We start from the raw sequence: 26,000 nt of genomic DNA, 5'->3' as shown, positions 1-26,000 counted from the left end.
CTACCGAACTGGGCTTAAATCACAAACTATACACTAATTCATTGTCAACCTATTTCAGGACTTGACAGAAATGCGCATTGCTTTCTCTTGAGATCTTTCAAAAGACAGCGGGTCCATGCGCTTTTGGCGTGTGGGCCGGCTGTGGATTGACACGACGAAAAATACTACCGTAAAACAACAGCGTAATAAAGGCAGCCTATATGGAAGCAGCAATTTCCCTACCCGTAGTACCCTGGAACTGGCCCAAGTGGCGTAAATGGACCCTCTACTTTGCCCTCTGGTCCATTCCTGCGCTTACAGCCCTTAGTTACTATCACCTGAACCTGATTGTAACGGCGCAGCCTGTCTCCTGGCTATACGGAATTGTAAGCACGCTACCTTGGTGGTACGCATGGGCGATTTTTACGCCGCTCATTATCAAGTTGGCGCAACGGTTTCCCGTAAACGAAGAATCGTGGAAAGTGTTGATTCCGACAGTATACATTCCGGCAATGTTGGCTTTTCTTGGGATACACGCACTCCTTAACCTGGTACTGTTTCGTGTTACAGGATTGCATGAAACCATGAACCTCACCTTGTACGAAGTACATTTTACCTCACGAATGCACGTAAACGCTCTCGCATTCTGGACCGTGCTCGGGTTTTACAACGCGTTCGATTACTACATGCGGTTTCTAAAGCAGGAGCGGCAGGCTTCGCAACTTGAATTGCAACTGGCCCAGGCAAATTTGCGGGCCCTTAAGATGCAGCTCAATCCACATTTTCTTTTTAACACCCTGCATTCGGTAGCAGCGCTGGTGCGTAAAAATGAAAATGGTACGGCAGTCAAAATGCTGGGCCGGCTAGGTGATTTTTTGCGGCTTGCATTGGAAAATCAAGGGACCCAGCAAATCAAACTCGAAGAAGAACTGGATTTCCTCGACCGCTATCTGGAGATCGAGAAAATCAGGTTTCAGGATCGTCTGGTGGTACAAAAAGATGTTGACCCAGAGGCCCTTGGGCTTTATGTCCCCAACTTGATCCTGCAACCCCTTGTAGAGAACGCCATTCACCATGGCATCGCACCGCATAGCGATGGTGGGCAGATTATCATTCGTGCAACCATCACGCACGATCAATTGGTGCTCGACGTTCAGGACGATGGGCCAGGCATCGAAAAAATCGAGACGGCCCGAAAAGGGGTTGGATTATCCAACTCTATCGAACGAATGCAGCGATTGTACGGCGATAATCAGCAGGTAACCCTGCATAACGTTCCAGATGGGGGATTGCTGGTTCAGCTTACCATTCCCGTGCAGCATACGATAGACTGAAAGGGTAGCAGGCGAAAAAACGCTGCTTAATAAAACAATAGAGATAAATGTCTGAAATTCGCGCGGTGATTGTAGACGATGAGGGCCTTGCCCGAGATACGCTGCAGCTCTTGCTCGACAATCACGAGGATATAAAAGTGGTTGCTGTCTGCGAGAATGGGCAAGAAGCAGTTGAGGCAATAGCCAATACAAAACCTGATCTGGTATTTCTTGATATCCAGATGCCGGTGATGAATGGGTTTGAAGTTGTTGAGACGATTGGGCCGGCAAACATGCCTGTTGTGGTTTTTGTAACCGCTTATGACCAATACGCCCTGCGGGCCTTTGAAGCGCAGGCCCTCGATTATCTCCTCAAACCATTCGACGATGAACGCTTCGAGCAAGCCCTCGAACGGGTACGGGTGATGATCAAGCAGCAACAGGTGGGCGAACTTGGGGCGCGACTGGCTGCGCTTGTAGCCGGCAATGAAACGCCAGCCAGCCCAAGTGTTGAAGCCGATACATCATACCTGCAACGCATCATGATCAAGAACCGGCAGTCGATGTATTTTCTCCGTGTTGAGGATGTCGACTGGATTGAGGCGGCCGGCGACTATGTATCGATTCACATTGACGGCAAGTCACACCTGTTGCGCGAAACGATGAGTGGTATGCTGGAGAAGCTGGACCCCGCTCAATTTGTACGCATTCACCGGTCGAGTATTGTGCGTATTGATAGCATCAGTGAGCTCAAACCTTATTTCCATGGTGATTATATCATCCTGCTGAAGAATGGTAAAGAGCTTAAACTCAGCCGGCGGTATTGGGAAAGCGTCGAAAAGGTGCTAAAAAGTTAGTTTGGTCGATTTAATTGGAGCCACTTTTAGAGATATAGATCCAAAAGTCGACTTTTTTTGATAAAAACTGAATCATGGTGTGTATGCATGCTGCAAGGTGTGTATTAACAGCAGCTATAATGCTATGAAGGAATGCGGTCTCGCTGTATGTATAATGGTGGTTAGCATACAGGGACCGCATTTTTTTTGTCTTTTGACGCTTGTCTGGGGATAAAGATGGCAGGGCGGAAAAAATTATGGGCTACAAAAAAAGAGCAGCGGCCAGGCCGCTGCTCTTTTTTAATGTGTGGTAAATTTTGATCAGCCGCCGGCCATTTCTCGGCGTACTTCCTGAACGGGAGGCAACTGCGGTCGATCCGGGCGCACCGTATCCGCTTGCTGGCCTTTTGCCGGTACCCACCGATCTTTTATCTGTCCGATAGACTTTTCAATTTCATCGATGAAAAACGAGAAATACGCTTCGTCGCGCGGATGGATTTTAGAACTGTTGAATCCAGTCTCTTCAAGGGCAAACCGAAGCCGGCCCAGGGTTTGGTCAGCATCTTTGGTCAGGTGTACGATGTACTGCATCAGTTCCTGATCCGTAAAGCGTTCCGGGTAGCGCTGGGGCAACCATAGCTGCTCCTGACGCGCAAATACAACAAACAGAACGCTGAGCAAAGCATGCGTAAACAGGACAATCTGTGCTATGAAGACAAACTGACCGCTTATTTCGACGCCATTTTCCCGTAACACTGCGAGTGTGAGCGTGATAACGGCTCCGATCAACAGAATCGTTAACGCCTTCGTACCTGTAAACAGGCGCGGGGAGAAGTCGTTGTGGTACTTCGCTTTCAATTCTATGGTGTTGCTAATGGATACGCCATAAAGCACAATCGCTGCAAAGCTCCATTCAGGGAGGAGGAGAACGGTCTGAATTTGCGTACTGAATGCAATATCAATAAGCAGGATGACAACGATGGGGAGGATGATGAAGACAATCTCGTTCATAAACCACAGGGAGAAGACTTCAAACCAAAAGCGTTGTCCTGGTTTTGGCTCTTTCTTCCGCGCAGTTTTTTTTGCTGCGGCCGAGTCGGATGGTTTTTTTCTCTTTTCGCTGGACATGTAGCCTCTTCGGTCGGGTGATCTAGCTTTGTAAATCGTTGGTAAATCGTTCGTGGATATGTCGTTCAATTTGAAGTTGCTTGCGTAGCCGGCGACAATACAAATCGTTCCAGGGCAGTTGAAAGGGCCTAATTATAAACACCACATAACCCCGAGGATGGGCTGCGGTTTAAAAAGAATCAACATAAATCCGATACAAACCTTAAATAAAAGGTCTGCACACCCCATGCGCAAATTTTAAGCAGGCCTTTACTTTCAGGCGGCAGCCACCGGTGCGCCATTCTCTATTCAAGATACAAAGTGATATTGGCTGATTAGGCCCTTCGTAACCAGCCAGCCCGCGCAATACAAACACCAAAATTACGCAGTTTGGGGCTTTTTTTATTCTTGGCCCAGTTGTTGTTTAACGGCTTTTATCCCCCCAATCGTACTGCCCCCTTTCTCTGCGATCATCATAATCCCTTTTATCGTTTTTGTGAGACCATGGGTACTACAGAACAGATAAGTCGGCGGGGATTCTTGACTAAACTTGCACCCCGCCCCGAACAAGAGCGCCAACCTGTTGCCACCCTGAAGGTGAAGGCCGGCCTCGAACCTTACAACCCTTCCAATCAGAAACCCTGGAATGCAAAGAGAGCCGCACACCTGTTGCGTCGCACTTCCATTGGGGCAACCAAAGCAGAAATAGACCAGGTGCTCTCGCTTGATCCCGTTACTGCTGCAAACCAGGTAGTAGATACGGCCATCAATACGCCCCGTCCGGCACCACCGTCGTGGTATCCTAACGGGTCAAACGATGGGACGTACAAAAAAGAAGTGATCTTCGGCTGGTTTGAAGAAATGCGCAATTCAGGCCTGCGCGAAAAAATGGCCTTTTTCTGGAGCAATCACTTTGTGGCAGCAGCAAAAGCCTATAACCTGTCCTCTTACATGTTCCAGTATCTAGACGTACTGCGTAAGCACGCGCTGGGTAATTTTAAAGACTTCACGCATGAAATCGGGATTACCCCTGCCATGCTCATCTACCTTGATTCGATCAAGAACAAAGATGCAGGCCCGAATGAAAACTATGCCCGCGAGTTGCTCGAACTCTTTACAATGGGCATCCTGAACGAGAACGGCCAGGAAAACTACACCCAAAACGATATAGCTGAACTGGCGCGCTGCTTTACCGGATTGCGCATCAACGAGTCTACGCTCAGCCATTATGTAGACGACAAACGATACGATTTTGGTACAAAAACCATTTTTGGCCAAACCGGACAATTTGGGTACGATGAGGCCATCGACATTATCTTTGAAGAACGCACCTCTGCGATTGCACACCATGTTTGCGGTGAACTTTATCGCTTCTTTGTGCATGCTGTAGAAGATGCGGATATCGTCGGTGAGATGGCTTCAATTTTACTGGCCAACAATTTTGAATTGGCACCCGTGCTCCGCACCCTCTTTGCCAGTGAGCATTTCTTTGAAGCAGCGTTTATGGGCGCGCGGTACAAAAGTCCGGTGGAATTGCTCAACGGATTTGTGGCAGAAGCCGGCCTGACGCTCGATGAGACAGGCGAAATAGAAATGCACGAAAACGCGGAGCGCCTTGGGCAGAAATTGTTCGATCCGCCGAACGTGGCCGGATGGCCGGGTTATCAATCCTGGTTGTCCACGGGTACGCTTCCCCTCCGCTGGAACTACGTCAGCGAAATGATCAATGGCTCCGGTGACTATCCGTCAGCCAATCTCATTCCGCTCGCCAAGCAGATGTCAAACCCCAACGACCCCTACGCGCTATCCAGGGAGTTGGCCGACTTCTTTTTGCCGCAGACGCTCAGTGAAGCTGACTATGCCGACCTGACGGAAGTGCTACTCGACGGTATGCCAGACTATGAATGGAATATCGAAGAGCAGGTCGCGAATGCCCGTCTACGTGGTTACATGACCTATCTGACGCAGCTTCCCGAGTTCCAACTAATCTGATTCGGACCAGGCACGCTGCACCTTCAATCCTGATCCCCTGCCGCAGCCGGCCTGTAACCGACGTCACACAATTAAGCCAATCATACACGGAAATAAATCAATGTGTAAATTGCATCCCCGTACCTCTCGACTAGGAAGCTTGCTTTCTGATGGCAAGGCGCATGCAGCTGACCATCAGACCTGGAGCCGCCGCGATTTTATGCTCAGAATGGGCTTAGGCGGTGCTGCGGCAAGCTTCATGATAGGTAATACTTCTATTTCTGCATATGCGAATCACTCGATGTTCTCCTCCCTCCGCGACATCGAAACGGACCGCATACTTGTACTCATTCAGCTTACCGGTGGTAACGATGGCCTCAATACGGTGGTCCCCATTTCGAATGATCTTTACTACCAGAACCGTCCAAGTATTTCGATTTCTTCGAATGACACAGTCAAGCTAAACAACGACTTTGGTCTTCATCCCGCGCTTAGCGGCTTTGAAGACGTTTGGGGAGATGGGAATCTGGGTATCATTCATGGTGTTGGCTATCCCGATCCAACCCTGTCACATTTCCGGTCTACCGATATCTGGGCAACGGGTAGTGGTGCTGATGATTATCTGAATACAGGCTGGATTGGCCGTACGATGGGTGAAACGCATCCCAACTATGCACTCAATCCACCAGATTACCCGCTGGTTGTACAGCTTGGTAAATCATCTTCGGTGCTCATGCAAGGTCCCGTTGGGCCTATGGGTATGAACATTGTGAGCGATTCCATTTTTGCCCGCCTTGCAGATGGTGGTAGCATTTATGATGAGCAGGACGTGCCGAGCTCGATTTATGGACAGGAACTGGCTTTTGCCCGGACCATCAGTAACGACTCCTACGAGTATGCCAGCATCATCAGCGATGCAATGTCGGGTGTGTCGAATAGCGTTGATTATCCAAACAACAACGAGTTGTCGGATACCATTTCGCAGGTTGCCCGGATGATTAAAGGGGGGATGAAAACCCACATTTACCTGGTAGGCCTTGGCGGATTTGATACGCACACCAACCAGGAAACGCGCCACGGGCAGTTGATGGAAAAACTCGGCGGCGCAATGCGGGCATTTTACGATGATCTGCAGTCTACCGGTGACGCGGATCGCGTCTTGATGATGACCTTCTCAGAATTTGGCCGGCGTATCGGAGAAAATAGCTCCAACGGTACAGACCATGGCGCAGCAGCGCCCGTCATCGTGATGGGTAATGGTGTAGCTGGCGGATTCTACGGTACGGAGTCCGATCTCAGTAATACAACGGGCGGCGGTAACGTTGTGCACACAACAGACTTCCGCAAAGTGTATAGCTCCGTGCTGCGTAACTGGCTGGAGTTAGATGTAGATACAACATCAGCTGTCTTCGGCGGTAATTTTGGCGCGTTTGCGTTTATCGATGGTACCTCCGGCGATGATGGAGACCCGGATGCTGGCGATGGTGGTGTCGGCGACGGCGGCGGTGGAGATGGTGGTGACGGCGGTGGTGGAGATGGTGGCGGCGGAGATGGTGGTGACGGCGGCGGCGGAGATGGCGGTGACGGTGGCGGCGGAGATGGCGGTGACGGTGGCGGCGGAGATGGCGGTGACGGCGGCGGTGGAGATGGTGGTGACAATGGAGAAGGCTCTGTTGGTGTGGGAGACGAAAACCTCGTCAAGTTCTCGCTCCAGCAAAACTATCCAAATCCGTTTGCCGGCAGCACTCGAATTGAGTTTGAACTGCCAACAACGATGCGCGCCAATGTAGCCGTGTACGACATGACGGGCCGACAGGTTGAAGTGCTTGCCCAGGGCAGTATGTCTGCCGGCAAACACACGGTTACCTTCAATGCAAGTGGTCTGGCGAGTGGCATGTATATCTGTCGACTGACTACGCCACTCGGCACTGCGGTACGTCGCATGACGGTGGTACGCTAACTGCAGGCACAAACATTTTGTACGTACGCCGGCTGCACTGGGAGTTCATCCCCATGCAGCCGGCTTTGTTTATTGCTCTGATTTTTTTTGCGCCGAGCCATCTGACAATTGCGTTTGTAGCGCTACAATTTTTTTCGTTGTCGATGTCGGTAACGAAACCGGCTGGGAGGCTGCCTGGAGCAAGCTGCTTAACACGGATTCTACCAGCTGTGGATTGGGGGCTTCCGCCGGTTGCAATAATGCGTCAATTAACGGCAGGAGGTCGCTGGTCATGCCGGCCGTCACGGCGCGTTTTGCTACTACGTTGAGGACGGTTTCGAGATGTTTGGTATACGTCGTGTCCGATCTGGGCTGTATTTGGGAGGCGCGAACGAGAAACGCGGCATTGTGTTGTAATCCTGCAGCCATCGCCGCTGTGCGGATGCCTTTGTCGTTCATATTATCCGGCACACTGATCAAATCGGCCACAGCGTTTCCGGCATACTCCGAGTATGGCATATCAGCCACCGCAAGCAAGGCCGCCAGACGAAGGCGGGGATCTGCAGTATCCATTTGGCCGATGCCTACCGTGTAGCTCATGCCTTCGGGCACAGCTGGGTCGGGTAACATGCCGGCCTGGAGGATGGCATCGAGCAGGTGATGGGTTCGCGGAAGGACCATAAGTGCAGCACGCTGGACGCCGGCCGAAGGATGGTGCAACGCCTGCGTTGCCACGGCCAGTGCCTCAGTGTTTTTGCCGTCCAATACTCCGAGTCCGTGCAGGGTCCAAAGCGCATGGATTGCGCCGGCATTCAGTCCGATTTTGTCGGTGCGTACGTCTTCAACAAGCGCGTAGAGGTCCCGCAAGATATCCGTTTGGCCGCGTTCAACGAGGAGCCGCTGCGCCATCATACGCCAGAAAAGGTTATCGTGCTTGAGGGTTGCAACGAGTTTCGCTGGCGAAGCATCAACAAGATTTGTGGTTTGGGCCGCCGGCGCTTCGTCGTACACGATGCGATAAATACGGCTGTGTTGTTTATCGCGCAGTTCGTTTTCGTATGCGTTGCCCGTTCCTAATTCAAATCCCGGTGGCGTAGGATTGTGCTGTATAATCAGGTTGTACCAGTCGATAATCCAAAGCGCGCCATCGGGGCCCACACGCATTTGTATGGGCGAAAACCACTCATCCCTGCTGGCAACCATGTTCCAGTCGTTGTGCGCTTTGAAGCCGCTGCCATCGGTTTCATGGATGAACTTGCCAAGCAAGTGCCCGGTTGGGCCGCCGATGAAGCCAATGCGATTCCAATAGGCCGAGGGAAAAGCGCGGGCGGTGTAGAGTTCATAGCCAGAGCCGGCTGTGTACTTACCGTGCCAGTCTACTTGCCGCACCTTGGGGGCGATAGGGAAAAAGGATGCGTCGTCTGCAATACTCGAAAGCACGTACGGCTTCTTGTTTTCCAACAGACGCTGGTAATATTGCTCGGGTATGGCAGCGTGTAGCACCGGGTTGCCGTTGGCCGTTGAACCAAATACATATCCATCCTCTGAAAGCGTCAGGCCCCACGTATTGTTGTTGAAGGTTGCCATGTGTTCGATGGACGCAGCATTTGGGGCAAAGCGGAAGAGCGCCTGGCCAAAGCGAAGTGAATCCTGGTTATGTACAGAACCGTTGAATGCTGAGTAGCCAACGGCGCCCCAGATCTGGTTGTCAAATCCATAACGGAGGTTGCTGGGGCCGGCGTGTGTATCGGCAATTCCCCAGCCCGTAAACAGTACTTCCTGCACATCCGCTTTGTCGTCGCCGTCAGTATCTTTCAGAAATAACATGTCTGGCGCCTGCGCAACGATGACGCCGCCATTTGCGAGCACCAGGCTGGTTGGAATGTTCAACCCTTCCGCAAAAATGGTGATCTCGTCTGCCCGACCATCGCCATCGGTGTCTTCCAAAATTTTGATTCGGTCCTGTCCTTTGCGATCGGGGGTGAAGGTGTTGGGGTAGTCCAGCGTCTCTACAACCCACAGCCGGCCGCGTTCATCCCACGTCATGTCAATCGGGTTCACGAGGTCGGGTTAAGCGGCAAATAGGTTCATGCTGAATCCGGGTTCAATGAAAGTTTGATTCACCGATGCTTCCGGTGATAGCGGGTGCTGGATGTCCGTAAAAGGCTCCTCGGTAACCCCCCAGCCCAGGCCGGCCGGGTAGTTTGGCATTTCGCCATCTTGCGCGTATGTCAACGCATCAGGCGACCAGTCTGCTTCGAGTGCCCAGTCGCCAGCAGCCCAGCGCAAGCCGCGTTCGACTAGTTGGTGGAAGCCGGCTTGCGACCAGGTACGCTCATCGTGTCCCCAGGCCGTGTAAAACACACGCCCTTCACCATGTTCGCGCACCCAGGTCCATGGTTCTCTCCTGCCATCTTCTTCATGCACAGCCAGCACCACTTTGTCGGGATTGTGCCGCATGTGGATGTACGTCTCGTCCCAACTCGTGAACGGATCAACCCCTGCAATGGCCGGGTGGTTCGGTCGGATGTGGTTCACGGTGAACGTTCCCTCTCCATGGCTTTTGAACATACCGCCAACGAGGTTAGTGTAGGCGTCTGAGTTACCAAACATCGCGATGCCGGCATGCAACGTGACGAGGCCTTTACCACTTGCAACAAAATCAAGCAGCGCTGTTTCCTGCGATTTGGAGATGACTGGGCTGTTGCCAAAGAATATCAGCGCATGGTAGTGTGCCAGGTTTTCTCGATTAAGTTCAGACACGTCATCTGTGTACACGAGGTGAATGCCGCGGGCAGCCATATAGGGATAAATCTGCAGCATGCGTTTGGCAGGCTGGTGATGGCCCGTATCTCCAAGAAAAAGCACCTGCAGTCTTTCTTGTGACTGGGCGGCGGCTTTTGAACCAGAAAACGATGTAAAAAACAGTGCAGCAAGCAGCGTTAAGGCGAGTACAGAGAGGCGGGTTGTGCGCATGACAGAGTCCTTCTAATGGCTGGGAAATCGATTTTGCCTACAAAATCTCCCTAAAAGTTCGTTTTTTGATTGTTTAGTCGCAAGGATGAGGTTTTTATTAATTAGCTGCCCTGGCTGCGGCCCCCATACCTAATGTTGGCTGTGCCCCCTATAATGAGGGGCACACGTAAACGCGCCGAAAATGTCATGACCATTAAATCTTTACTCGACGAATCTGTGCGGCAGTCATGCATAGACCGTATCAATCAGCTTACGCCTGAGAGCAAGCCGGCCTGGGGCAAGATGACTGTTGCACAGATGATGGCCCACTGTGCGGAGGTTCAGGAAGTGATGAATGGGAAGCCCCTGGTTGGAACCCCGTTTTTTGTCAAACTCCTGAAAGGTCCCATCCGAAAAGTCGTGTTTAACGATGTGCCTTATTCCCGAAATGCGCGTACGCATCCGCAATACCTCATAGAGGGTGAGCGCGTATTTGAAGACGAAAAGGCGAACTTGCTGGCTGCTATGAACCAGCTTGGTGCGCTTACGGAGGCGGAGCGTCGTGCAATCAATCACGTGTTGTTTGGTGCCATGACCGACGCTGAACTAGGTTGGGGATGTTACAAACACCTGAACTTTCATCTGGAGCAATTTGGCGTTTAGCCGTCATCTACTCCTCACCCGCTACGAACTGCTGGTACCTCCCTATGCATACTGATGCCCGGACGCTCGAAAACAACACGCTTATTGAAGCTGATTTATGCATCATCGGCGCCGGCGCCGCCGGCATTTGCATGGCGATGGAATGGAAGGACACAGCGCATAAAGTTGTACTGCTCGAAGGCGGCGGTTTTGATCCGTCTTTCGAAATGCAGCAATTTTATTGTGGCGAAAGCCTTGGCGCGCCGTATCAAGTACCACTCGAGTTTGCCCGATTGCACTATTTTGGAGGCACAACCGGACACTGGGCCGGCTGGTGTTCACCACTCGACCCCATCGACTTTGAAAAACGCGACTGGATTCCGTACAGCGGCTGGCCGTTCAAAAAAAAAGCCCTCGATCCGTTCTATGCACGTGCCCATCCCTACGTCGAATTAGGACCCTATGAATACGACGCTGTCCACTATGAAGCGACGCTTGAGGGATTCGAGCGCCTGCCGTTGGATAGTGAAGTGTTCTGGACCAAAATGTGGCAGTTTAGTCCACCTACGCGTTTTGGCGTGAAATACCGTGATCCGATCAAAAAGGCAGATAACATTCGGTTGCTGACCCATGCGCGGGCAACCGAGGTGAAAGCCAATGATACGGTTTCGTCGATTGAAGAAATCGAGGTGCAAACGCTAAATGACAAAACGCACCGGGTGAGGGCGAAACATTATGTGCTTGCATGTGGCGCTATTCAAAACGCACGGTTGCTGCTGGCCTCCAATAAGCAGAATAAGGCGGGAGTTGGAAACGATAACGACGTCGTGGGCCGTTTCTTTATGGAGCATTTTGAGATGGGGGGCGCGCAACTGCTCCTGCGCGAGCAGAGTCCGATGAAAATGTATCTGGGACGCATGGGCGGCGGGTTATTACCCGGTGGTGAATTGGCGGTGACAGACCTGGTACAAGAGAAACATCAAATCCTGAATGGCACAGCATCGTTGCGTCCAGGCATGTTTGACAAGAAGCTGACAAGCTTTTTTGAGCGATTCACTGAGCGCAAACGGGTCTGGGAAATGGAAGATGGAGGGCGGCGGCCGTTGGTTTTTCCTGCTGCACCTCCCGAGGGATACAAAGCATTCAAACTACATTCGCGCGCTGAACAGGCGCCCAATCCGCATTCCCGTGTGGAGTTGAGCGAGGAGGTAGATGCCATGGGGATGCCACTGGCAAATCTACACTGGCAATTGTGCGAGCTCGACAAGCGGTCGATACGCATTTTCTACGAATTGCTCGGGCAAGAAATGGGGCGGCTGGATATCGGTCGGATTCAACTGCTGGACTGGCTGTTTGATGATGACCACAACTGGCCTTCTTTTCTTGGTGGTGGGTTTCATCACATGGGTACAACGCGTATGCACGATGATCCAAAGCAAGGGGTGTTGGATACAAACAGCACCGTGCATGGCATCCACAACCTACATGTCGCCGGCTCGTCCACATTTACTACAGCTGGTGCCGCAAACCCTACACTGACGCTGCTGGCGCTCGCAATTCGCCTCGCTGATCACTTGAAGAGCAAGGTGTGAAATACGTACTTTGAGAGATACGTCTTTGCACCCCTAATCTCAGTGGTCGCCCTTATGCTCCGTGTTAGCTACAGCAGCAGAATCTTGCTGTTTACCACCATCTGCGTTTGCCTACTCATTGGTTTTTCGTGCTCGCCTGCTTCGCAGCAACTCACACCTGCACCGGTTGCTCAACCTGAGCCGATAGATCCAATTTTATTGATGGGCCAGCAATCGGTCCACCATGATGCCATGGGGCAATTGCTCGTAGCCGTGGAAGATACCATATCGCCGGCGATCCCCATTCGGCCGATGTCTGTTGAAGATGCGCAAACACATTTCTTATTGCCACCGGGCTACCAGATAGAGCCGGTGTTGACCGAGCCGGTCATCAAGGAGCCGGCGGCGATTGCGTTTGATGGTGATGGGCGCATGTTTGTGCTTGAGTTGCGGACCTACATGCAGGACATCGACGCAACCGATGAGCTGAAGCCGCTCAGCCGCATCTCGATGCACGAAGACCTGGATGATGACGGCGTCTATGAAACGCACCACATCTTTGTAGATAGCCTGATTTTTCCGCGCTTTGTGATGCCTTTTGGGAAAAACAGCATCCTGTCCATGGAATCGAATGAAGACGAGGTATACCTGTTTACCGATGTGGATGGCGATGGCCAGGCTGACAAAAAGGAGCTCTTCACCACCAATTACGGCAAGTCGGGCAACGTCGAACATCAGCAATCTTTCCTTTACTGGGGGATGGACAACTGGCTGTACAGTACTTATAACAATTTCAGAATACGGTGGACACCAAACGGCATTCAGAAAGAGTCAACCGGATCGAATCGCGCGCAATGGGGCGTTACACAGGACAACGAAGGGAAAATGTGGTTTCAGGGCGGGGCCAGCGGGTTGCCCTCTTATTTCCAGTTTCCGATTGTCTACGGCAATTTTGATATTGATGAACCATACGCTGATGGATTTAAGGTGCCTTATGGGATCGCCGGCGTAGGTGATTATCAGCCTGGTCCGATTTTATCTCGGGAAGACGGTACGCTAAACCAGGTAACCGGGTCAGCCGGCAACGATATTGTGCGCGGTCATCGTATGCCGGCGGATCTTGCCGGGCATTACCTCTACGGTGAACCTGTGGGCCGCATTGTTCGGCGTATTGAGCCTGTCAACACCGAAGGTCTCACGCAACTTCATAACTATTACCAGGCTGATTCCTCTGAATTTATTCGATCTACGGATCCATTGTTTAGACCGGTGGACATTGCCTCTGCCCCTGATGGTTCCGTGTATATTGTTGATATGTACCGCGGTATCATTCAGCAGGGCAATTGGGTGCAAAATCGCACGTTCTTGCGCGCGAAGGTCAAACAATACGAACTCGATAAAGCGTTTGGTCATGGCCGGATCTGGCGGATCACGCACAAAGGTACGCCGCGCGATGCAACGCGTCCGCAGATGCACAGCGAAACGCCGGCGCAGTGGGTAAACCACCTCGCGCACCCAAACGGAACGTGGCGGGATGCTGCCCAGCGTCTGCTTGTGTTAGAACAGGATAAGTCGGTGGTGCCAGCACTTGAAGCCATGGTGCGCAATAGCGAAACCCCCTATGCGCAGTATCACGCGTTGTGGACCCTCGAAGGACTCAGCGCCCTGGACGCAGATCTTGTCCATACGTTATTGCTCGATGCATCGCCCAATATGCAGATCCAGGCTTTGCGTGTAAGTGAGTCGCTCTACAAAAAAGGAGATCGCAGTTTTGATGCGATGTACGAGCGCCTTGCCGCCGATGAAAACGCTGACGTAGCAATCCAGGCCATGTTAACCATGAAGGTGCTGGATCCATCAAACAAAACAGAAGCTATTGAACAGGCGATGGCAGCAAACCCGGCTGCCGGCGTGCAGTTTGTGGGCGACAAAATCCTCAATCCACCAAATTATGGCAGAAGAGGTGGTCCACAACTTTCTGCCGTAGAACAGCAGCGACTGGAAGATGGTGCTGATATTTTTAATGACCTCTGTGTGCAATGCCACGGCAACAACGGTACGGGTATGGATGTGGGCAATGGCCAGTTTATGGCCCCACCGCTAGCAAACTCTGACCATGTGTACGGGCATGAGGATTATGTGATTAAAACCCTGCTACACGGCATCAGTGGCCCAATTGACGGTATATCATATCCGGGCGGCATTATGCTTGGGATGCCTGAGCAAACGGATGAATGGATCGCGTCCGTTGCCTCCTTTATCCGGACTAACCTGTCCAATGAAGCAGAAATGGTGACCCCTGAGTCCGTAGCACGCGTACGTGCAGCAACGGCGGATAAAACGACACCTTATACCTATGAAACCCTGCAGGCATCGGTGCCGGCTCCGCTTCGTTTTGATCGTGACGTGTGGAAAGTGAGTGCTAGTCATACAGCAGATAGCCGCGTAGGTGGATCGGCTTCTCCTATTGGCGCGTTGTCGTTTGAGGGATGGTCGACTGGCGCACCGCAGGTTCCGGGTATGTGGTTTCAAGTTGAAATGCCAGCACCCGTGTCGCTGGCTCAGATCGAATTTGTGTCGCCCTCAAAGTGGCGGGGTGGCGGTTCAGATGCACCACCACCGTTGGAAACGTATCCGCGAGCATACAGCGTGCAGACCTCACTCGACGGTGAAACGTGGAGTCAACCTGTAGCAGAGGGCACTGGTGAGCATTCGGACATCACCATCGCTTTTGCGCCGACGAAGGCTCGTTTTGTGCGTATCACCCAACACGCAACGGAAGATGAAGCTCCGTGGTCCATGCAGGAGTTAAAGCTGTTTGGCGTGGAAGTAGCCGGTCCATTGCAAAATGAGTGATACTTCAGCGCCAGTGATTGTTGCTGTAGCGTGCAATTCCCGAATCCTTAAATAACGGGACGACATTCATTAAAAGCGCGAGCGGGTCCGGTTTGGGCCCGCTGTTAGCGACCAGACGCGCAGAAAAGCCCCTCTCCCAGATTTTTGCCCCTCTCCCGAGAACGTTGTGGAATAACGGAGTATAAGTAGCTGAGCACTGTTCCGGCTCCTATTACTCATCTCCATAGGCACTTTCCGATTTCTATGCCTTCGAATCCCGTCTATAAAACCCATATAGCGCGGTTGATGGTTGAACGTGGACTGATTACGCCACGGACAGCACCTGTTGATTCACCATCACCGAGCAAAAATTCGCTGACAGCACAACCAGTGCTGGCCAATGCCAACCTTACGCCGCGTACAACTCCGCTGAGCCGGCAAGAAGCTGCGCACCTGCTACGGCGTGCCAGCTACGGCGCTGCGCCGCTACGATTGCAAGCGCTCATCGGTATGCCGGCCAATGAAGCTGTGAGTCAGCTATTTGCTGAAGCAGCTGCAGCACCCAAACCCGAAGAGCCTGATTGGGCCAGTTTGCCGCCTGTTGACTGGCGCGCACCACTCGAAGAGCAGCTTGAGTTTATCGACAAGAACTTTCGCTGGTTTGAGGATATGCAGGTAACCATGCTGCACGAAATGCAGCAACATGGCCTGCGCGAGAAAATGACCATGTTCTGGGCCAATTTACTGGTCACCGATTACGATACGCACGGTGTAAGCGCCGTAGCCTATCGGTACGTCGAGTTGCTGCGCGACGAGGGACTGGGCAATTTCAAAGATCTGGTGCATGCCATTGGCCGTGATATGGCCATGCTGTACTACCTCGACGGATTTCTCAGCGAAATCGGTGAGCCAAACGAAAACTATGCGCGTGAATTGCTTGAGCTCTTCACGATGGGGATTAACGATAAAAACGGAAATCCTAACTATACCCAGTCTGATATCGAGGAGATTGCCCGCGCACTAACGGGATGGAAAGTCGACCTCGATTCGTTGTCTGTTAATTTTGCCGCCGGTTTGTTTGATGCCGGCACCAAAACAATTTTTGGACAAACGGGCAATTGGGGATACGATCAGGTCATCGACATCATTTTTGAACAGCGTGCTGACCAGATTTCGCATTACATCTGTAGCCGGATGTACCGCGAGTTTGTGTATCACACCCCGAACGAGGAGGTGGTAGAGCAGATGGTGACACTGTTCAAGTCGAGCGGATTTGATATAAAAACAGTGATGCAAACGCTGATTTCGAGCGAGCACTTTTTCTCGGCTGACGTCATTGGCGGCCGCTTCAAGTCACCTTCGGAGTTGTATGTTGGGATGGTGATCGAGGCCGGCGTTACCGCGTCCAGCGATCGTGCGTTTCTCGACATGGTGTATGGCGTAAAAAATAGCGGCCAGGCGTTGCTTAACCCGCCAAACGTTGCCGGCTGGCCCGGATACCGAAGCTGGCTCACCACTTCCAGTGTGGCAGACCGATTCCAGTACATCGGATTCTACGTGTCAAACTTTTACATCCCTGATGATGCGCTGCTGGCCATGGCCAATAGCATCCATGATGCGTCAGATGCAAACGCCGCGTTCCGCCTGCCATTGGCATTGGCAACGCACTTCTCACCCGTTGCGGTTGAGCAGCTGTTTATCGATCCCGTTTCCGGTGATCTATCGGGCGGTGTACAGCCTGTGCCTGATGAATTTGCAAACGGGCCGGACTACGTGCTGGATCTGACCAAACGCCTGCTTGAAGGTACGCCGTGGTATGAATGGGACCTGAGCCAACCGGGCGCTATTGACCGGGTGCGCAGGTTTCTGATCTATCTCTACCAACTCCCAGAGATCCACCTCAACTAATACCACGCTGTAAACCGTCATCCAGTCAATTCTTTTTGTGCAGTACTATGCATACAGATAAAAAAAATAAAACCAACTTTCGTGACGGAAGCCGCCTCGAACATGGTGAAGCCCACGCAAAGCAGCACGCGCAGTGGTCGCGTCGGCAATTCTTTCAGGCACTCGGTGTAGCTTCCATTGGCGGAAGTTTCATGTTTCAGCAAACCGCAATGACAGCATTCGGACAATCGTCTATGCTGAATTCCTTGCGTGGCGCTGACACCGATCGCGTCCTCGTTTTGCTTCAGATGGACGGCGGCAACGATGGACTGAATACCATTGTGCCTGTAAACAATGACACGTATTACAGCGAGCGGCCAAATCTTGCCATTGCAAAAGGTGATACCATCGCGTTGAATGAAGATCGGGGCCTGAACAACGCATTGGCGGACCTGTACCCGTTTTATGCTGATGGCCGTACGGCTATTGTTGAAGGGGTCGGATATCCGAGTCCCAACCTTTCACATTTTCGGTCTACGGACATCTGGATGTCTGCCTCCGATGGGGACACATTTATCACAGACGGCTGGACCGGTCGTACCATGGAAACCATGTTTCCGACCTTTGGTGAGCCGCCATCCCCATTTCCTTTGGGTGTGCAGTTAGGTGGGTCTTCCTTCCTGTTCAATGGGGTTGGTAAAAACACGGGGATGTCCATTGCGAGTCCGGCCGCATTTGACCGGTTGGCCGGCAAAGGCATCGCGTTTGATTTTGATGGGATTCCGGAGACGACCTATGGCAATGAAATGCGATATGCGCGCCAGGTAATCAACGATTCGTACCGCTATGCCACAGCGATTCAGGATGCCGCCGGCAATGCAACCAACCAGGTAAACTATCCGGATACAGCACTTGCCTCAGACCTGTCTATTGTCGCAAAACTCATTAAGGGAGAACTAGGGGCCCGTGTTTACGTGGTGTCCATTGGCGGATTTGACACGCATGCAGAGCAAGAACCATTACACACGCAGCTGCTGCAGCAAATTGGCGGTGCCGTCAAGTCGTTTGTGGAAGACCTGGAAGCGGCCGAGTTGATGGACCGCGTACTGATTATGTCGTTCTCCGAGTTTGGTCGGTCTGTGTTTGAAAATGGGTCATTTGGTACGGACCACAGCACAGCTGCGCCCCTGTTTGTACTTGCGAATGAACTGCAGGGCGGGATGTACGGCGCTATGCCTGACCTTACCGCTACCGATCAGTTTGGCGACCCGTTGTTTAATGTAGACTTCCGCGCGGTTTACCAGACTATTTTGCAAGGATGGTTTGGGCTTGAGTATGGCGAAGCCAACTCGGTGCTAGGCGGATCTTTTGACACGCTCAATTTCCTGGGGGCGCTGCCGATCGCTGTGGATGATGCGCCAGATGCCGGCGCTTTCCGCCTTATGCAAAACTATCCGAATCCTGCCGTAAACCTGACAACCATTGGGTACGAATTGCCGGCAACAACCCCTGTTCGGCTTGAAGTATTCGACGTGCAGGGGCGGCAGTTGATGTCGGTTGTGGATGCTACGCAGCCAGCAGGCCGCTATGAGGTGCCCGTTGCAACACAAGGATTGCCAGCCGGACGGTATTTCTACCGCTTGACTACCGAAAGGGGCGTACAAACAAAAGCCCTGAGCGTAGTACGCTAGCGTAAAGCCGGCATCTTACACCCAGGGCCATGGCGGTAGCCATGAAAAGTAATCTTATCGTCCACTGACGGTCTGGATCATGTTGTTGTCGATGTACATGGCGATACGCACATAATCACCAGATGCTTTTGCACGCAGATCGTCCAGTACTTCGAGTTGTTGCGCCTCAATTTCTGGAAATGCCTTTGCTGCGGCAATCAGGCCATTCATAAGGCTTGCCATGTCATCTGTAGAGACATTTTCGCTGGGATAAAAAAGCACCTGCGAGTCAAAACCATCACCCTCAATATTCAACGTGCCCACGGCATAGTCGAGGGCTGACCAAATTTGCATCGCGTCGCGTGCCATTGAATCGGTCATGTTGTTATTGAAGCCCAGGTTTGCATCTGCTGGCTTCTTGCCGATGAACCAACCGCTCCCACCTATTGCTGCATCTTCCACAAGCGCCATCATGTCGTCATCAGAAGACAACGCCGGCGTGACTGACGCTTCACCCTGTAGCCTGTCGATCATCGCTTCGATCAATACCGACGAACTCCCGAATAACACCATCTCTTCGTTGGCCAGGCCAACACTTGGGGCGTCACCGTCGGTGGATTCGAAAATATTGATGCCTTTGTAATTCCGCATCTGCTTGGTGCCGGTTGCATAGTTTTCAAGATAATTTTCCAGGCTTTCCGGGTCATTCTCAACATAAACAACGGCACTGAAATCAGGCTGCGAACGATCTGATTCACTTACAGCGAGGTAAATAGATTGAAGATCTTCTTCAGGGTCAAGGTTGGTTACCTCAAGAAAGCTCATGAGCATGGCAACCCCTTCTTGCGAAGAATTGCCATAGATAGCACCTTGCGGACCAAGTACGTCTGTGAATTCGTTGTTGTCCAGATCTTGGGTGTTCATCATGGCGACGTACATCACGTCAGCCGGCAACACATCAATGGCGTTTTTGGCTTCCGTAGTAACGGTGCCTTTGAGGGCCTGGAATTGATAGGGTTCACATGCAGTGAACAGGAGGCCGACAGCCACAAACATCAGGGCCGTCATTTTTGAAAAAGAAGAAATGCGCTTCATGGGTGTACCTGAAACAGGTTAGAAATCTTTGCGATTAAACTGGAAAAAGGCCAGCGCATAGACTACTGCGCCGAACAAAAGGGAGGAAAAAAGCGGATACCATGTCTCTACGGTTTCTCCTCCTGCTAGTTGCACCACCGTTTTTGTTACTTCGGCAAAGTTGGGTAAGGCATGATACAGCCCCAGATATACCTGTCGCCACGGAGGATTGATTTGCATCGCCAGCTGGTCTTTTGCAGCAAATATGATCGAGCAGAAAATGAGTCCATAGGTAACAATTAGCGATAGGGCCGTGCTTTGCGTGGTTACGCCCAGTAACAGCACAATGCTATACATGACGGCAAACATGAGCATAACCATCACGATCGCCGATAAAAACTGGGTATGCCATACGCCCGATTTGATCGACATCACCAGCCAGATCATACCCATCAGGTAGGTTGCCAGCAAAAAGACAACCAGCAAAACACCAAGCACATGGCTCAACAATAGTTTGGGCCGGCTAATCGGTTTTGAAAGCAGTAAGTCGATGCGTCCGCGTTCCAGCATGTTGTTAATCAGGGGCGCCGTCGCAAAGAGGGCCAGGAGAATACCAATCCAGTAACTGGCGCCGGCCACGGCTGTTTGCGCGCCGACAACAAACTTGAGCAACGAGGTATCGCCCAGCGGATTGTTACCACTTTCTTGTGCTTCCTGACCAAAAATGCGGAGGCCGGCCAGGGTGCCGTCAACGATATCCAGGTTCAGGGCAAAGCTCAGCAGCACCCAGATGAGCGTGCTCATCAGAAACAGGCCAAGTGTAATTTTCTTCGCGGTGAGTTCGCGCAGGGTAAGGAGGAGAATCCCAAACATGTGGTGGCTCTAGTTATCTACAGTGACTTCAGCAACAAACCGTTCTTCCAGCGACTGGCGCATCGGACGCACTTCATCTATTTCGATGTTGTGCTGCCGCAGGGTATCAATGACCTGGTTCAAGGCTGCCCGGTCTGCTTCCGCAAGCCGGTAGGTGGATAGCTCCGCGGCGCTTTTTTGCTCGCTGATGTTGACCTTGGCAGCCAGTTCTGCCAGCAGTGGCGAAGGAATGGGGGTTGTGATCAGGTCAAAGTGGGTTTCAACGCGGGTCAGGTCTTCTACGGCGCCTTCGCGAATTTTTTTGCCTTTGTTGAGAATGGCAACGCTTGTGCACAGTTGCTCCACTTCTGAAAGCAGGTGTGAGTTAAGGAAAATGGTTTTTCCCCTGTTTTGCAGCGTAGCAAGGACGTCGCGTATTTCCCGCCGGCCAATGGGGTCAACGCCATCTGTGGGTTCATCCAGAAAGAGGAGGTCCGGGTCGTTCATCATTGCTTGCGCAATACCGACGCGCTGCATCATCCCTTTTGAGAATTTTTTAATCTTCACATCCCGCCACTTGCCCATGTTGACCAGATTGAGCAGTTCGTCTGTGCGCGATTTACGCAAGTTTGCCGATACACCAGCCAGCCGACCATACAGGTCGAGCATTTGGGCGGGTGTCAGGAATTCCGGGAAACGATGATTTTCAGGGAGAAAGCCAATCTTTGCACGCGCGGCCGGGTCTTTAACCGGTGCGCCAAAGAGGCTTGCGGTACCGTTTGTCGGGTGGACCACGCTGAGCAGAATTTTGACCAGCGTAGTTTTGCCGGCGCCATTCGGCCCAAGCAGGCCAAAGATTTCGCCGGCCTCAACCGTCAGGTCAAGGTCATCGAGCGCTTTCACGCCCGAAGAAAGGGTGCTGCGGTAGACCTTGGTCAGGCCCGATACTTGAATACTGGGTTGCGGCATATATTTGCAGGCTGCTCACGGATACACGTATCTCCTACGTAAGCAGCCCGATAAGTTACTGGTTAATGCAGGATAGGGGTTAGGTTGCTGCTTTGCCAATATGGAGCAGGGTGGGGTTGAATATCGAACACCGAACCAGGGATGTTCAGAAAACCAGTAGATAGCAAAGATTAATTCGTTTTGAGCAATTTAGTGCGTGGATGTCCACCAAATGCGTGGCGATGTGCGGTGGGTGCTTTTATCGAAGCGTTTTCCTGAATAAAATTCAGGAGGATCTGCGCGAAAGGAGATAAAAGTGTGCGTTTTATTTGGTGGTGCCCTTTTCTTTGGTTCGTTTCTTTTGGGCAAGCAAAAGAAATGAACGTACGCGGTTTTTCATGCAAGGCTGTAGCTTACAATTCACTATAGCGTATGACCTTTAGCACTGTCAAAAAGTCCCAAGGGCACCCATCAATTCAAAGCGTTTTACGTTATGGGACATCCTTACGCATTGATTAAATAAATTTTTCTGAACACCCCTTACACCGAACAAGGAATTTTGAATGTCGAAGTTTTTGACCCTTAAACTTGAAACCTTCAACGCTAAACCTGTTTACGGGTAAAGCGGTAGCCGTTCTACGCGGTGGAAGGTGATACCGAATTGGGCTGTTGGGGCGGTCATGGTGGCTTCGAAGACAACGTTTTTTGTGTTGAAATCCACTTCTACAACTTTGCCATATGGAGCGCCCTGATTTCTGCCGGCGGCGCCGGGCATAAAGACGATGTTGTCTTCATCTACATGATAATCCACATCTGATACAATTTGCGAGTACGTTTCCTCGCCGCGTTCTTTGCCGTACGACCACACTTGTTGAATGGTCATATTGGTTTCATCAATGCGGTACGCAACAGCACGGCTGTATAGTTGGTCCATCGCGTAATTTCGTCGGTCGCCGTTGTCAAATAAAAGCAGGGTACCGTCGGGCATGAGTTCGGGGGCGTGCTGGTACCATGACCACTCGAAGTCTGGATGGTTGGTGTTGCCGTCGAGGATATCGCTGTCGGTGATTGGCTGGCCATTAGCATCGAGGGGCTGCAGCAGTTTGGTATTCATGTCAGTGCCGTCGCCGGCAGTACCCCAGTCGAGGTGTGGTGCAACAATCCACACAACCTCATTGGTCGCCGTTAGTTTTACAGTGCCCTGTGTGCGGCCAGAAATGATAACTGTGTCGTCTGTTGGGTCGTAGGCAAGTCCGTTGCCGTGAAACCAGTCGATGTCGGGCGGGACAAACGGTGATACCCACACGCGCCGGCCATACTCAAGTGACTGGTTCAGATCCCATTCCCGGATGATGTCGCCCGAACTGCGGTCGATTTCGATGATGTAATCTTCAACTGTTGCTACATCCAGCCGGGTGGCCGTGACCAAAAAATTGCCGTTGGGTTTTTCGAGGACGTGATGATGGAATTCATACCCCGGGAAGTCCCAGTCATTGACAATATTGCCCAGCAAATCCAGTTCAACGATGCGGGCAGCGCTCTGGTCTGCCAAATAAAAGTTGCCATTGGCAAGGCGCTCGGGGCCGTTGTCGTAAAAAAGGTCGTTGAGGATGGGGTGGTTGGTGAAGTCGAGATGCCAGCGAATATCGCCGCCGGCGTCGAAGATGAGGGGTTTCATGGGCCGGAAGGTACCGTTGTGGCCAAAGTAGCCCGTGAGGTTCATGCCTGGTTTCATGGATGACGGATTGTCTACATCAATTACCACTTCAGGCATGTCCATGCTAAGCGGGTCGGTAGTGATCTCCTCTGATATTTGGCCAAGAGAGACGCCTTGTTCGTCAAAAAAGCGAAGCGTGAATTCTGTGGTGCCGGCGTAAAGCCCTGCAATGGGCAATGTCATTTCATCTGATACACCGTCAAACCGGTGCTGTACGTCGGTTAGTGCGCCATTGCGTCCCTGAATAAAAAGCTCTACCTGGACGGGCTGGTTGGTTTGCAGTGCAATTTCTGCGGTTAGCGGTGCGTAACCGGTTGGGTTAGGTGTAATGGTAAGCCCGGTAATGATGTCAGATGCATCATTTTCGTCCGGGTTGTTTGTGTCACATGCCGCAATGACAAACAGCAGCAAAAGCAGGGTAAAACAGTTACGAACAACAGAAAAAGGATTCCTGCGCATGATGCATGAGGGATTGGAGTGGATGGGCGAGCGATTGCTCAGGTGATCAGGAGCTTGAATGCATATGTTGTGCCATAAACTACAACACGCAGGGGTGTTGGTTGTACCCCTTTTGGGATGCACTGATCGGCCGCGTCAGTTTGTTGCAAGAAGCTGTTTGAGCGCAGGCAATACATCCGCTTTAAACCATGGATTCTTTGCCTGCCAGATGTTATTTCTTGGAGAGGGATGTGGCAATACAAAAAAGCGTGGCAAGTAATCTTTGAAATGCCGTACCGTTTCCGTAAGGGTTTTATGCGCCCGTTTCTCGAGGTAGCACCCTTGCGCGTAACTGCCGATCAAGAGCGTAAGTTGAACGTTGAACATCTTGTCAAGCAACGCTTCATGCCACAGCGGCGCGCATTCTTTCCGTGGTGGCAGGTCTCCCGATTTGCCCTTTCCCGGGTAACAAAAACCCATCGGGATCAGCGCAACATGGTCCGGATTGTAAAACGTCTCTTCAGCCATCCCCAGCCATGCTCGAAGGGTGTCGCCGCTTTTATCTTGCCACGGGACACCACTTTTGTGGACCGCAAGCCCTGGCGCCTGCCCGATAATAACGAGCTTGCTCTTTGGCGATGCCTGCACGACGGGCCGCGGGCCGAGGATCAGGTGTTCGCTACATACCGTGCAATTGGCAATGTCTTGCAAAAGGGACTGCATACGCTTCAAGATAGATTATTGTACAACGATACTGCGCGTAGCCGAGAAGGTATCAGATTGCAGTTGATACCAGTACGTACCTCGTGGAAGATCGTCTAAGTTGAGTGTTGCTTCATGCCAGCCCGGCGCCTGGCTGCCAAGCGTCTGTTGTTGGATGCGTTTTCCCTGCGCATCATACAGAAATAGTTTTACAGCGCTAGCCGCCGGCAAACGGTATCGAATGTGTGTAACAGAACGGCTTGGGTTGGGGTAATGTGGCTCAATAATTAGCACATTGGGCGGACGTTCTACAGCTTCGTTGCTGGTTGGCTCGCACGCCATCCCATTGCCGGTAAGGGTACCAATACCATCCAGCCAGGCCTGGAGCGGAGTGCCTACCGGGCTGCATACTGTTGTATTGCGATAGTTGAACGAGTTAAGCATTTCCATGCCAATAAACGACTCAGGGATGTTGCCGGTTAGGTTGGTGTTGGAGAGGTTGAAGTTTTTGAGGGAGGCGAGGTCGCCGAGGGTTGATGGCAAGGTGCCTTCCAATACGTTGTTGAAAATCCACAGCACTTCAAGATTACCAAGGTTGCCAAGCGATGCAGGTAGCTCTCCATCGAGGTTGTTGAAGGATACATCAAATACACGAAGCAGCGGCATTTCGCCGAGCGTTGGTGGGAGTGTGCCTTCAAGGAGGTTGCCAGACAAGTGGAACGTTCGCAGGTTTTCCAGTTGCCCCAGTTCAGGTGGGATGGTGCCGGTAATTCTGTTTGACGTCAGAAACAACAACTCGAGGCTATCCATGTCACCCAGTTCAGGTGGAATGGGCCCTTCGAGTTGATTTCTGAAGAGGTCGAGATTGACAAGATTGTCCAATTGCCCGAGGGTGGCTGGAATTGGACCAGAGAGTTTGTTGCCGGCAAGCGCCATAAACTCGAGCGCAGCGAGCTGGCCCAGTTCTTCAGGGATAGCGCCGGTGAGTTCATTGTTGGGAAGCAAAAGGAATCTGAGGCTGTCTACATCGCCTATCTCGGGTGGGATAGTGCCGGAGAGGTCGTTGGCAGTAAAGGCAAGCGTGTCTACATGGGTAAGCTGGCCGATGGCTGCAGGTATGCTCCCGGTGACGCCGTTCCCCGTCAGATCAATACGGGAAACCCGATTGTTAGCGGCAGAAATCCCAAACCAGTTCCCAACACGGTCCTGTAGCCAACCTGCATTGTTGGTCCAGTTGGGGCCTCCCATTCTGTTGTAAATGGTGACGAGGGCCATAGAGTCTGCTTCGGTAACCTGGGCAGAAGCAAAAGGATGGGGAAGCAACAGGAATAAAGAAAGCAGCGCAGCCAGGCGGGTAGGCAAACGAGATGGCAAAGTGAGCCTCGGATTGGGTGAGTATGGAGAAACGATACGCAAAAGTGCAAAAACAAACGAATGCACTTTCAGGTGGCTGGTGGTGATGTTTTGAGGAACGGACTGCAGTAACGTTACAGAACATCCTTTTAAAACTACGCGTAACCAATCCCTGCATCCCTCGTTTACTTTTAGAACTTCGCGGCGTTAC

18 protein-coding genes are annotated in these 26,000 nt (G+C 51.9%); 9 read left to right on the top strand and 9 right to left on the bottom strand.

The features are described 5' to 3' along the window. Positions 1-200 precede the first annotated feature (200 nt). Both AAF564_07835 and AAF564_07830 read left to right on the top strand, forming a co-directional pair. A complete protein-coding gene (locus tag AAF564_07835; protein ID MEM8485446.1) occupies positions 201-1,313 on the top strand; it encodes a histidine kinase in 1,113 nt (370 codons plus the stop codon). A 47-nt stretch (positions 1,314-1,360) separates the two neighbouring features. Continuing rightward, a complete protein-coding gene (locus AAF564_07830; protein MEM8485445.1) occupies positions 1,361-2,149 on the top strand; it encodes a LytTR family DNA-binding domain-containing protein in 789 nt (262 codons plus the stop codon). A gap of 300 nt (positions 2,150-2,449) precedes the next feature. Here the strand turns inward: AAF564_07830 and AAF564_07825 are convergent, their stop codons facing one another. Next, a complete protein-coding gene (locus AAF564_07825) occupies positions 2,450-3,256 on the bottom strand; it encodes a hypothetical protein (protein ID MEM8485444.1) in 807 nt (268 codons plus the stop codon). Positions 3,257-3,739: 483 nt separating this feature from the next. Between AAF564_07825 and AAF564_07820 the strand changes: the two genes are divergently transcribed. Together AAF564_07820 and AAF564_07815 are read left to right on the top strand one after the other, a co-directional pair. After that, positions 3,740-5,227, top strand: coding sequence for a DUF1800 domain-containing protein (locus AAF564_07820; protein ID MEM8485443.1), 1,488 nt, complete (start codon positions 3,740-3,742; stop codon positions 5,225-5,227). Between the two features lie 100 nt (positions 5,228-5,327). Next, positions 5,328-7,166, top strand: a complete 1,839-nt coding sequence (locus tag AAF564_07815) for a DUF1501 domain-containing protein (protein MEM8485442.1) — start codon at positions 5,328-5,330, stop codon at positions 7,164-7,166. 69 nt (positions 7,167-7,235) lie between these two features. On the opposite strand, the gene AAF564_07810 is transcribed toward AAF564_07815, so the two are convergent. Next, positions 7,236-9,206, bottom strand: coding sequence for a PVC-type heme-binding CxxCH protein (locus AAF564_07810; protein MEM8485441.1), 1,971 nt, complete (start codon positions 9,204-9,206; stop codon positions 7,236-7,238). Positions 9,207-9,215: 9 nt separating this feature from the next. Next, positions 9,216-10,121: a ThuA domain-containing protein gene (locus AAF564_07805; GenBank protein ID MEM8485440.1), complete on the bottom strand. Its 906-nt coding sequence runs from the start codon at positions 10,119-10,121 to the stop codon at positions 9,216-9,218. Positions 10,122-10,307: 186 nt separating this feature from the next. Here AAF564_07805 and AAF564_07800 point away from each other — a divergent pair, with 186 nt between their 5' ends. The 5 genes from AAF564_07800 (at position 10,308) to AAF564_07780 (ending at position 18,726) form a co-directional block, all read left to right on the top strand. Then, complete coding sequence (locus tag AAF564_07800) at positions 10,308-10,763, top strand: hypothetical protein (protein MEM8485439.1); 456 nt, start codon at positions 10,308-10,310, stop codon at positions 10,761-10,763. A gap of 44 nt (positions 10,764-10,807) precedes the next feature. After that, entirely contained in the window at positions 10,808-12,334 is a 1,527-nt protein-coding gene (locus AAF564_07795) for a GMC family oxidoreductase (GenBank protein MEM8485438.1), read from the top strand. A 201-nt stretch (positions 12,335-12,535) separates the two neighbouring features. Further along, positions 12,536-15,169 (top strand): discoidin domain-containing protein, encoded by a 2,634-nt coding sequence (locus AAF564_07790; protein MEM8485437.1) that lies wholly within the window; start codon positions 12,536-12,538, stop codon positions 15,167-15,169. 243 nt (positions 15,170-15,412) lie between these two features. Then, the gene (locus tag AAF564_07785) at positions 15,413-17,056 is read left to right on the top strand and encodes a DUF1800 domain-containing protein (GenBank protein ID MEM8485436.1); all 1,644 of its coding nucleotides are present in this window, start codon (positions 15,413-15,415) and stop codon (positions 17,054-17,056) included. Between the two features lie 47 nt (positions 17,057-17,103). Then, a complete protein-coding gene (locus tag AAF564_07780) occupies positions 17,104-18,726 on the top strand; it encodes a DUF1501 domain-containing protein (GenBank protein MEM8485435.1) in 1,623 nt (540 codons plus the stop codon). Positions 18,727-18,780: 54 nt separating this feature from the next. Here the strand turns inward: AAF564_07780 and AAF564_07775 are convergent, their stop codons facing one another. The 6 genes from AAF564_07775 to AAF564_07750 all read right to left on the bottom strand — a co-directional run bounded on the left by AAF564_07775 (position 18,781) and on the right by AAF564_07750 (position 25,810). Next, the gene (locus AAF564_07775; protein ID MEM8485434.1) at positions 18,781-19,800 is read right to left on the bottom strand and encodes a DUF3352 domain-containing protein; all 1,020 of its coding nucleotides are present in this window, start codon (positions 19,798-19,800) and stop codon (positions 18,781-18,783) included. Positions 19,801-19,818: 18 nt separating this feature from the next. After that, positions 19,819-20,652 carry an ABC transporter permease subunit gene (locus tag AAF564_07770; protein ID MEM8485433.1) on the bottom strand — a complete coding sequence of 278 codons (834 nt, stop codon included), beginning with the start codon at positions 20,650-20,652 and terminating at the stop codon, positions 19,819-19,821. 9 nt (positions 20,653-20,661) lie between these two features. After that, entirely contained in the window at positions 20,662-21,600 is a 939-nt protein-coding gene (locus tag AAF564_07765) for an ABC transporter ATP-binding protein (protein ID MEM8485432.1), read from the bottom strand. 592 nt (positions 21,601-22,192) lie between these two features. Next, positions 22,193-23,755 carry an aryl-sulfate sulfotransferase gene (locus AAF564_07760; protein MEM8485431.1) on the bottom strand — a complete coding sequence of 521 codons (1,563 nt, stop codon included), beginning with the start codon at positions 23,753-23,755 and terminating at the stop codon, positions 22,193-22,195. Positions 23,756-23,890: 135 nt separating this feature from the next. Then, on the bottom strand, positions 23,891-24,457 hold the full coding sequence (locus tag AAF564_07755; GenBank protein MEM8485430.1) for a uracil-DNA glycosylase family protein: 567 nt from the start codon (positions 24,455-24,457) through the stop codon (positions 23,891-23,893). A gap of 15 nt (positions 24,458-24,472) precedes the next feature. Further along, positions 24,473-25,810, bottom strand: coding sequence for a T9SS type A sorting domain-containing protein (locus AAF564_07750; GenBank protein MEM8485429.1), 1,338 nt, complete (start codon positions 25,808-25,810; stop codon positions 24,473-24,475). Between the last annotated feature and the right edge of the window lie 190 nt (positions 25,811-26,000).

Source organism: Bacteroidota bacterium (assembly GCA_039111535.1).
Lineage (GTDB): Bacteria > Bacteroidota > Rhodothermia > Rhodothermales > JAHQVL01 > JBCCIM01.
Note: the sequence above shows the minus strand (reverse complement) of the source record. Positions and strands in the feature narration are given on the sequence as shown.